Genomic DNA, 7,303 nt, shown 5'->3' with positions numbered 1-7,303 from the left:
TGCGCAGCAGGATGTGCTCGGCGTCCCAGTCCATCGGGGTGCGCCGATGCGTCCGCGAACGGCGCTCGATGTCGTGCCAGGGGCCCATCACCAGCGCATCGCGCACGATCAGCCACCCGGTGTAGGTCTGCCAGGTGATCTCCATGATCAGACTGCCGGGCAGGTAGCGGCGGGCCGACGGAACCGAAACCCCGTAGGGCCCCAGCCTGAAATGACCGGTGCTGCGGTCCAGGATCGCCCCGAACACGCTGGGAGAGTCCGGTCGGGGCACGCAGAGCCATTCCACTGACCCCGCCGGGGAGATCAGGCACGTCGTATCCCAGTCGGACAGAAACGCATAATCGGCGATCTCCGGAGCCGGTTGAGTTGCATGTCAAGCAGTTTCACGTCCTCCAGCGACGTCAGCGCGTCGACCCGGTCGGCGAGCCAGGGTACAGCTCGGCCAGCGCCCGGCGCAGTGTCGCGATGACTTGGGCGCGCATCTGCGTTGTTTCGCTTCCGCGGTCCCGTTAGGTGACGCCGGCGATCCGGTCGCCGTCCCGGATCACGCCGGCCACCTTGGTGCTGCGCAACAACCGGAAGCAGGGCTCGGCCGCGGCGGCGGTCGCGATCATCTCCAGGAAGTCCCACTGCGGCACCAGAGCGATGTGCCGGTGCGCGCCCGGCAGCCGCGTCAGGTCGAGGTCGACCAACTGGTTCTGGATCCTCACGTGGATGCTGTCGATGAGGCAGGTCGTATTGTCGGCAGCAGCCATGGGTCGATCCTGGCAGACGGGCGATTCGTTGCCCGCGCGTTGGCTTTGGCGGCGGGTCCGAATAGTGTGTGGCCGATGACCGCGTTCCTGAACTGGTGGGACGGCAACGAACTGTGGCTTTCCGGGCTTCCGTTCGTGCTGCAGGCGATGGTGGTGATGCCGATCGTGCTCGCGGTGGCCTATCTCATGGCGCTGGTGCTGGACGGACTGCTCGGCAAGGGCATCGACGTGATGCGCCGCCTCCGGCGCACCGACGGGACGTCGCGGTAACGTCCATGCCCCGCTCGCATGTGACACTCGTGCTCGTCGTGCTCGTGGTGCTCGTCATCGTCACATGGTTGTTGACCCATTGAACCGTCGCCGGCCAGTCCCGTGCGGTCGCCGATAGCACGCCGGCCACGTCCGGCTCCGTCACGATGCGTGCAGACCGCACTCGGTCTTGGCGGTTCCCTGCCAGCGTCCGCTGCGCGGGTCGGCGCCCAGGGCGGGCCGCACGGTGCAGGGCGCGCAGCCGATCGACGGATACCCTTCGTCGATGAGCGGGTTGACCAGCACGCCGTGCTCGGCGATGTAGCTCTCGACGGCCCGGTCGGTCCAATCCACCAGCGGACTGACTTTCACCAGCTTGAACGCCTCGTCGAAGCTGACCACCGGCGCGTTCGCGCGGGTGGGTGCGTCGACCCTGCGCAGCCCCGTGACCCACGCTGAATAGCCTTGCAGCGCTTTACCTAACGGAGCGACCTTGCGCTGCCGGCAGCACTCACCTGGGTTCCGTGCGTACAGATCCTTGCCCAGCAGCGCATCCTGCTCGGCCACCGTGTGCTCGGCAGTGGCGTTGATCACGTGGATGTCGTAGACCGACTCGACCGCGTCGCGCGTCCCGATGGTTTCCGCGAAGTGGTATCCGGTGTCCAGGAACACAACCGGCACCCCGGGCCGGACCTGGGCGGCCAACTCGACGAGCAGCGCGTCCTGCATGCTGGAAGCGACCACGTAGTTGCACGTCGCCCAACTGCGCGGTCGGCGCACGCCGCCGAAGATCTCGTCCGTCCACCTCAGTACCTCGGTGGCGCTTGCGCCTTCGAGGTCGGCCGCCCCGCGCGCCGCCATCTCACGCAACTCGGCCTCGGAGAGGCTCGTCGCTTCGGTGGTGGTCATCGGTGATCTTTCTCCGTCCACCTGGTGTGCGTGACAGAGCGCACACCAGGATCCATGTGGTGATCGGTTTTTCTCAGCGGGATAGGCGTTCGCAAACACGATGTCGCGCTGACGCTTTCGCTGTGACCCCGTACGCAGCGCTGCGTACCATGGCGAAAACCATTGGTTACCTCGAGATATTCCCGCGCACGCCCTCGCGTGGCGATGCGCAACTGTGCGCAAGAGGTTGTGATCATTGCTCCGTGGTCATTCAAGAACGCGCGCAGGCGTGGACGCGCAAATCAGAAGAAAATTTCCGGCGGTGGCACAGATCCGGCGCCTGCTACTGACAAGTGGGCGGGTCTACGACGTCAGCGGAGACAACAACAGCTGCCGCCGCGCTTGAGATCGATGTGCCGCCGTGTCACCAGCGCAACGCGCAGTCGGGGGTTGGAGACGGTCACGCCGGTCACTGTGCCATGGAAAACGTCCGCGCGCCCTCGCGGGGACCCGATTCGCATGCGAAAAAGCTGCTTTTCCGTTACCGATGTGACATCTGTTACCAGTGATAATTTCTTCGTCGTGTGCTGGAGGGGATGGAGGTCATTGTGCGCGGATCACGGGTCGAGAGCGGCAGCGCCGCCCAGACGGTGGGCAGAAGGCCAATCGGCGCGTCGCATTTCGCGATCACCGAACGACTCCCGGGGATCGTGCGTCATCGCCCCGGTGCGACTTCTCGCTCGCGTCCGAGACGTTCGGCATTGCGCTGGCTGGCCGCCGGAGTCCTCGTCATCACTTTGGCCCTCGCGGGCTTGGGCGGGCAGTTGCTCTATCAGGAGCAGCAACGCAACACCGCCGCCAGGGAGGCGCTCGCGGCCGCCCAGACCTATATCGGCAAGCTGATGAACTTCGACGGCGAGACCATCGGGGACAGATACGGCGACATCCTCGACGGCGCGACCGGAGATTTCCAAGCGAACTACCGCAAATCCGGCTCGGAACTGCACCGGATTCTGCGGGAAAATGCGACGACCGTGCGCGGGAGGATCACCGAGGCTTGGGTGAAGAAGGCCACCACCAGCAGGGCCGTGGTCGTCATGCTCGTCGACCAATCGGTCAAGACTCGCCAGAGTCCGAGAGCGACCCTGCAACGGAGTCGGGTCAAGATGGTCATGACGAAGGTCGGCGGTCGTTGGCTGGCCAGCAAGGTGCGAGTGATATGACACTCAATCCCGCGGGATTCCGCATCGTCGTGTCCGCGTTCCTGGCTCAAGTCCTGATGGTGGGCGCGCTGTTCGCCACCGCTCTGGCGGTGTCGACCAGCGACTCCAAAGCCGAGGATGTCGATTGGGAAGCCATCGCGCAGTGCGAATCGGGCGGCAACTGGGCGGCCGACACCGGCAACGGCCTGTACGGCGGCCTGCAGATCAGCCAGCCGACATGGGATGCCAACGGCGGTCACGGTTTGCCGTCGGCCACCTCGCCTGACGGGCAGATCGAGGTCGGAGATCGGATCATGGCCACCCAGGGTCCCGGCGCGTGGCCCCAGTGTGCGGCGTGCAGTCAGGACGCGACACCGGTGGGGTCTTTGACGCAGCTTCTCGGCTTCCTGGAGAATCATGGCGGCGGCTGCCCGAAGACAGAAGAGGACTGAGGGCTCCGAGCCGGTCCGCAGCCATGGGATCCGCAGCCATGGGATCATGAGGCATGAGCCAGCCCGAGGAACCGGTCGACATTCCTGGCCTGCGGCTCGGTCCGGATCGGCCGTTCGGGTTGTATGTGCACGTCCCCTTCTGTATAACCCGTTGCGGTTATTGCGATTTCAACACCTACACTCCGGCAGAGCTGGGGGGAGTCAACCCCGATGCCTGGCTGCAGGCGCTGCGCACGGAACTCGGACTCGCGGCCGCGCGGTTGGCCGCGCCGACGGTGGACACCGTCTTCGTCGGCGGCGGGACGCCGTCACTGCTGGGCGGCGCGCGCGTGGCGACACTGCTGGACATGGTGCGTGAGCACTTCGCGCTGGCACCGGACGCCGAGATCACCACCGAGGCCAACCCGGAGTCGGCCTGGCCGGACTTCTTCGCCGCGATCCGTGCGGCCGGATACACGCGGGTGTCGCTGGGCATGCAATCGGTGTCACCGCGGGTGCTGGGAGTCCTCGACCGGATTCACACGCCGAACCGATCGGCGGCCGCGGCCCGCGAGGCCCTGCAGGCCGGATTCGAACACGTCAGCCTCGACCTGATCTACGGCACGCCGGGGGAGAGCGACGACGACCTGCTGCGTTCCGTCGACACGGCGGTCGAAACCGGCGTGGATCACGTGTCCGCCTATGCCCTGACCGTCGAGGAGGGCACCGCGCTGGCCCGGCGGGTTCGCCACGGGGAGCTGGCCGCCCCCGACGACGACGTCCTCGCGCACCGCTACGAGCTGGTTGATGCCCGTCTCACCGAGGCGGGGATGAGCTGGTACGAGGTGTCCAATTGGTCGCGCCCGGGCGGAGAATGCCGGCACAACCTCGGCTACTGGGACGGCGGTCAGTGGTGGGGCGCGGGGCCCGGGGCGCACGGCTATGTCGGAGCTACGCGCTGGTGGAATGTCAAGCATCCCAACGCCTATTCCGAGAGGTTGGCCAATGCGGCGCTGCCCGTGGCGGGATTCGAGCAACTCGGCCCGGACGCGTTGCACACCGAGGAAGTCCTGCTGAGAACACGCCTGCGCCAAGGCCTTCCGCTGGCCGTGCTGGACGCCGCCGAGCGCGAACGCGCCGAGTGCGCAGTCGCCGACGGATTGTTGGTGCCACTGCGGGACCGGCTGGTCCTCACCGAACGCGGACGCCTGCTCGCCGACGGGGTCGTGCGGGGCCTGCTGGGGTAGTTCTCAGGTGCCCGGGAACCAGTGCCCGATGACGTGGGCGATCTCGATGTAGAGCGGGATGCCGATCGTGACGTTGTAGGAGAACGTCAGGCCCAGCGATGCGGCCAGCGGCAGGGTCGGGCTGGCCTCGGGGATGGCCAGGCGCTGCACGGCAGGCACGGCGATGTAGGACGCCGCGCCGCACAGCACCGCGAACAGCACATAGGTCCCCGGCTGGAAGTCGGTGTGGGTCAGGTAGGCGTACAGGTGGGCGACGACGATCCCCAGCGCGGCAAAGATGTTCGGCGCCAGCAGGCCGAAGATGATGAAGCCGCGCCCGGCCGACCGGAGGTCCTTGAGCTTGCGGGAGGCCGTCATTCCCATCTCCAGCAGGAACAGGCACAGCACGCCCTGGAACGCCAGCACGAAGAACCTGTCGTCATCGGCCACGACCTTCTGGCCCTGCAACCCGCTGAGCAGTCCGATGACGATGCCGCCGAAGAGCAGGACGAGTCCCGGGTTGAGGAAGACTTCCTGGAACAGCTCGCGGGTGAACAGGGAGGACCTCTTGTCGACCGGCAGCGGCTCGCCCAGGTCCAGATCCTCGGGATGGTCCGACATCTCCATCGCGAACTCCAGCTCCTGCTCGACGCCGCGCTCGTGTTCGGCCTGCAGGCTGCGGCCGCCGGCGGGCCGCGCCGGCGTGCCCGGGCCGATGCCGGCCTTGACCGGCGCGGTGTATCCGGCCTCGTCGGGCATGTTCCCGGCGTCGTCCATGCCCCGATGCCGCAGCCGCGCCACCAGGTACAGGGCCACCAGGCAACCGGGAATCTCCATCACGGCCAGCATCACCGGCATGTAGGCGTTGAACGCGATGCCGACCGAGGTCAGCACGGCTATGCAGGTGGCGAAGGTGCCCGCCGAGTCGGAACCGTAGTAGCCCGCGACCGTCGCCTTGTCGACGCCTCGCATCGAACTCAGTGAATTCAAGAGCAGGTAGGCCAGACAGCCGATCAGGAAATTCGTCACAAAGCCCAACACCATGAACCCGACGATGGCCCCGATGCTGGAGGCGCCGATCTGGGCCAGTTCCTCGCCGCCGTGCCAGCCGATGGCCAGCAACAGATACATGGTCAGGCCCTGGTAGATCACGTAGGGGAACTCGAAGCGCACCTTCAGGATCGGGATCAGGAACCCGAAGTAGAAGAACAGCAAAAGCGGCTTGAACAGGTTGTGGGTGAAGTTGTTCCAGAACTCTTGCAGCATGGGGCCTCCCGTGGCAGGTGACTGATCAGGGAAGCAACGTTCGTCAGCGAGCAAACCGCGAACGATCCCGGCGATCGTGAAGAATCTAGCCCCGCCGGTGCCATACCGCGACTCGTGGACACGCCGGCGTCGCGGGACGAATTCCATCACGCGAGACGGCTTTCGGCAAAGAAAAACCAGGGTCGGGCGCGTGCCGCCGACAGTCGGCGACCCTGGAGTGCCGGGGCAATCTGGGGTGAATGCGCGCTGAGCGTGCTGCCGGCTCGATGCGTGGGTCGGCGCGGACCGGTGACAGGGCCGTCGGCGGTCCCCGGCCTCGGTGGGAGTCGCTTCCGCAGGCGCACCGGGGTCGACCCCATTGGATAGGTTAGGCTACATTTACTAACCATGACCGAGGTCGGCGTCGAGACGAATCCCGGGGACTGCGCGGCATCGACGATTCCGCTTCCCGCACACGTCGATCCCGCCGACCTGGCGGCCGCGCTGGCCGCGGCGCTGTCGGAGCGGGCCGGCGAGCAGTATCTGCTCTACGAGCGGGCCGGCGAGTGGGTGCTGGCCAGCGGTGTGCGGGCGATGATCGAGCTGGACTCCGACGAGCTGCGGGTGACGCGCGACGGGACGACCCGGCGTCACCCGTGGTCCGGACGGCCCGCACCCGTCCTGGGTGAGGCCGTCGACCGGCTGCTGCTGGAGACCGATCAGCTGTTCGGTTGGGTCGCCTTCGAGTTCGGCGTGTACCGCTACGGGCTGGGTGACCGGCTGGCTCCCCACACCCCGCTGGCCCGGGTGTTCTGGCCCCTTGGCCGCATCGTGGTGAGCCGCGGCGAGGTTCGACTCGCCGGCGCTGCGCCCGGCCACCGCGAGGCGGTGCTGGCATTGCTCGGCGACGGGGTGCCCGAGGTGTGCGACGCCCGCGGCATCGAGGTGACCGCCGATTCGTCGGGCTACCGCGACCGGGTGGCGGTCGCCGTCGGCGAGATCGCGGCGGCGCGCTACCAGAAAGTGATCCTCTCCCGCTCCGTGAAAGTACCCTTCGCGCTGGACTTTCCGGCCACGTATCGGCTTGCTCGTCGGCACAACACGCCGGTGCGATCATTTCTCTTGCGGCTGGCCGGGATTCGGGCGCTGGGCTACAGCCCCGAACTGGTTGCCGCGGTCGACCGGGATGGTGCGGTGGTCACCGAGCCGCTGGCCGGGACGCGCGCGTTCGGCCGGGGCGCGGCGCATGACCGCCGGGCCCGCGCCGATCTGGAGTCTAACTCCAAAGAGATCGTGGAGCATGCCAT

Annotated in this window: 8 protein-coding genes and 1 pseudogene; 5 read left to right on the top strand and 4 right to left on the bottom strand. The window is 67.0% G+C overall.

Annotated elements, in window-relative coordinates; genetic code table 11:
• Both ACOJVU_RS17745 and ACOJVU_RS17740 read right to left on the bottom strand, forming a co-directional pair.
• A pseudogene (locus ACOJVU_RS17745) lies at positions 1–361 on the bottom strand (trehalase-like domain-containing protein); the annotation flags it as partial.
• A 148-nt stretch (positions 362–509) separates the two neighbouring features.
• Complete coding sequence (locus tag ACOJVU_RS17740; protein WP_421530971.1) at positions 510–755, bottom strand: hypothetical protein; 246 nt, start codon at positions 753–755, stop codon at positions 510–512.
• A 75-nt stretch (positions 756–830) separates the two neighbouring features.
• Here ACOJVU_RS17740 and ACOJVU_RS17735 point away from each other — a divergent pair, with 75 nt between their 5' ends.
• Complete coding sequence (locus ACOJVU_RS17735) at positions 831–1,025, top strand: hypothetical protein (RefSeq protein WP_421530970.1); 195 nt, start codon at positions 831–833, stop codon at positions 1,023–1,025.
• A gap of 141 nt (positions 1,026–1,166) precedes the next feature.
• Here the strand turns inward: ACOJVU_RS17735 and ACOJVU_RS17730 are convergent, their stop codons facing one another.
• The gene (locus tag ACOJVU_RS17730) at positions 1,167–1,913 is read right to left on the bottom strand and encodes a phosphoadenylyl-sulfate reductase (RefSeq protein WP_421530969.1); all 747 of its coding nucleotides are present in this window, start codon (positions 1,911–1,913) and stop codon (positions 1,167–1,169) included.
• 740 nt (positions 1,914–2,653) lie between these two features.
• Here ACOJVU_RS17730 and ACOJVU_RS17725 point away from each other — a divergent pair.
• The 3 genes from ACOJVU_RS17725 to hemW are packed head-to-tail and all read left to right on the top strand — an operon-like array spanning position 2,654 to position 4,772.
• The gene (locus ACOJVU_RS17725) at positions 2,654–3,115 is read left to right on the top strand and encodes a hypothetical protein (RefSeq protein ID WP_421530968.1); all 462 of its coding nucleotides are present in this window, start codon (positions 2,654–2,656) and stop codon (positions 3,113–3,115) included.
• A gap of 56 nt (positions 3,116–3,171) precedes the next feature.
• Positions 3,172–3,546 carry a transglycosylase family protein gene (locus ACOJVU_RS17720; RefSeq protein WP_421530972.1) on the top strand — a complete coding sequence of 125 codons (375 nt, stop codon included), beginning with the start codon at positions 3,172–3,174 and terminating at the stop codon, positions 3,544–3,546.
• A 53-nt stretch (positions 3,547–3,599) separates the two neighbouring features.
• The gene (hemW, locus tag ACOJVU_RS17715) at positions 3,600–4,772 is read left to right on the top strand and encodes a radical SAM family heme chaperone HemW (protein ID WP_421530967.1); all 1,173 of its coding nucleotides are present in this window, start codon (positions 3,600–3,602) and stop codon (positions 4,770–4,772) included.
• Positions 4,773–4,775: 3 nt separating this feature from the next.
• On the opposite strand, the gene ACOJVU_RS17710 is transcribed toward hemW, so the two are convergent.
• Positions 4,776–6,017, bottom strand: coding sequence for a sodium-dependent bicarbonate transport family permease (locus tag ACOJVU_RS17710; protein ID WP_421530966.1), 1,242 nt, complete (start codon positions 6,015–6,017; stop codon positions 4,776–4,778).
• Positions 6,018–6,404: 387 nt separating this feature from the next.
• Between ACOJVU_RS17710 and ACOJVU_RS17705 the strand changes: the two genes are divergently transcribed.
• The coding region (locus ACOJVU_RS17705; protein ID WP_421530965.1) for a salicylate synthase at positions 6,405–7,303 on the top strand (899 nt) is incomplete at its 3' end.

The sequence above is a fragment of the Mycobacterium sp. THU-M104 genome (assembly GCF_049197365.1).
Classification (GTDB): Bacteria; Actinomycetota; Actinomycetes; order Mycobacteriales; family Mycobacteriaceae; genus Mycobacterium.
This window is presented reverse-complemented; position numbering and strand designations above follow the sequence as displayed.

What these genes read in the sequence shown, in the direction of transcription:
- ACOJVU_RS17740 (WP_421530971.1), bottom strand. Translation starts at nt 755, where the DNA reads ATGGCTGCTGCCGACAATACGACCTGCCTCATCGACAGCATCCACGTG.
- ACOJVU_RS17735 (WP_421530970.1), top strand. Translation starts at nt 831, where the DNA reads ATGACCGCGTTCCTGAACTGGTGGGACGGCAACGAACTGTGGCTTTCC.
- ACOJVU_RS17730 (WP_421530969.1), bottom strand. Translation starts at nt 1,913, where the DNA reads ATGACCACCACCGAAGCGACGAGCCTCTCCGAGGCCGAGTTGCGTGAG.
- ACOJVU_RS17720 (WP_421530972.1), top strand. Translation starts at nt 3,172, where the DNA reads ATGGTGGGCGCGCTGTTCGCCACCGCTCTGGCGGTGTCGACCAGCGAC.
- hemW (WP_421530967.1), top strand. Translation starts at nt 3,600, where the DNA reads ATGAGCCAGCCCGAGGAACCGGTCGACATTCCTGGCCTGCGGCTCGGT.
- ACOJVU_RS17710 (WP_421530966.1), bottom strand. Translation starts at nt 6,017, where the DNA reads ATGCTGCAAGAGTTCTGGAACAACTTCACCCACAACCTGTTCAAGCCG.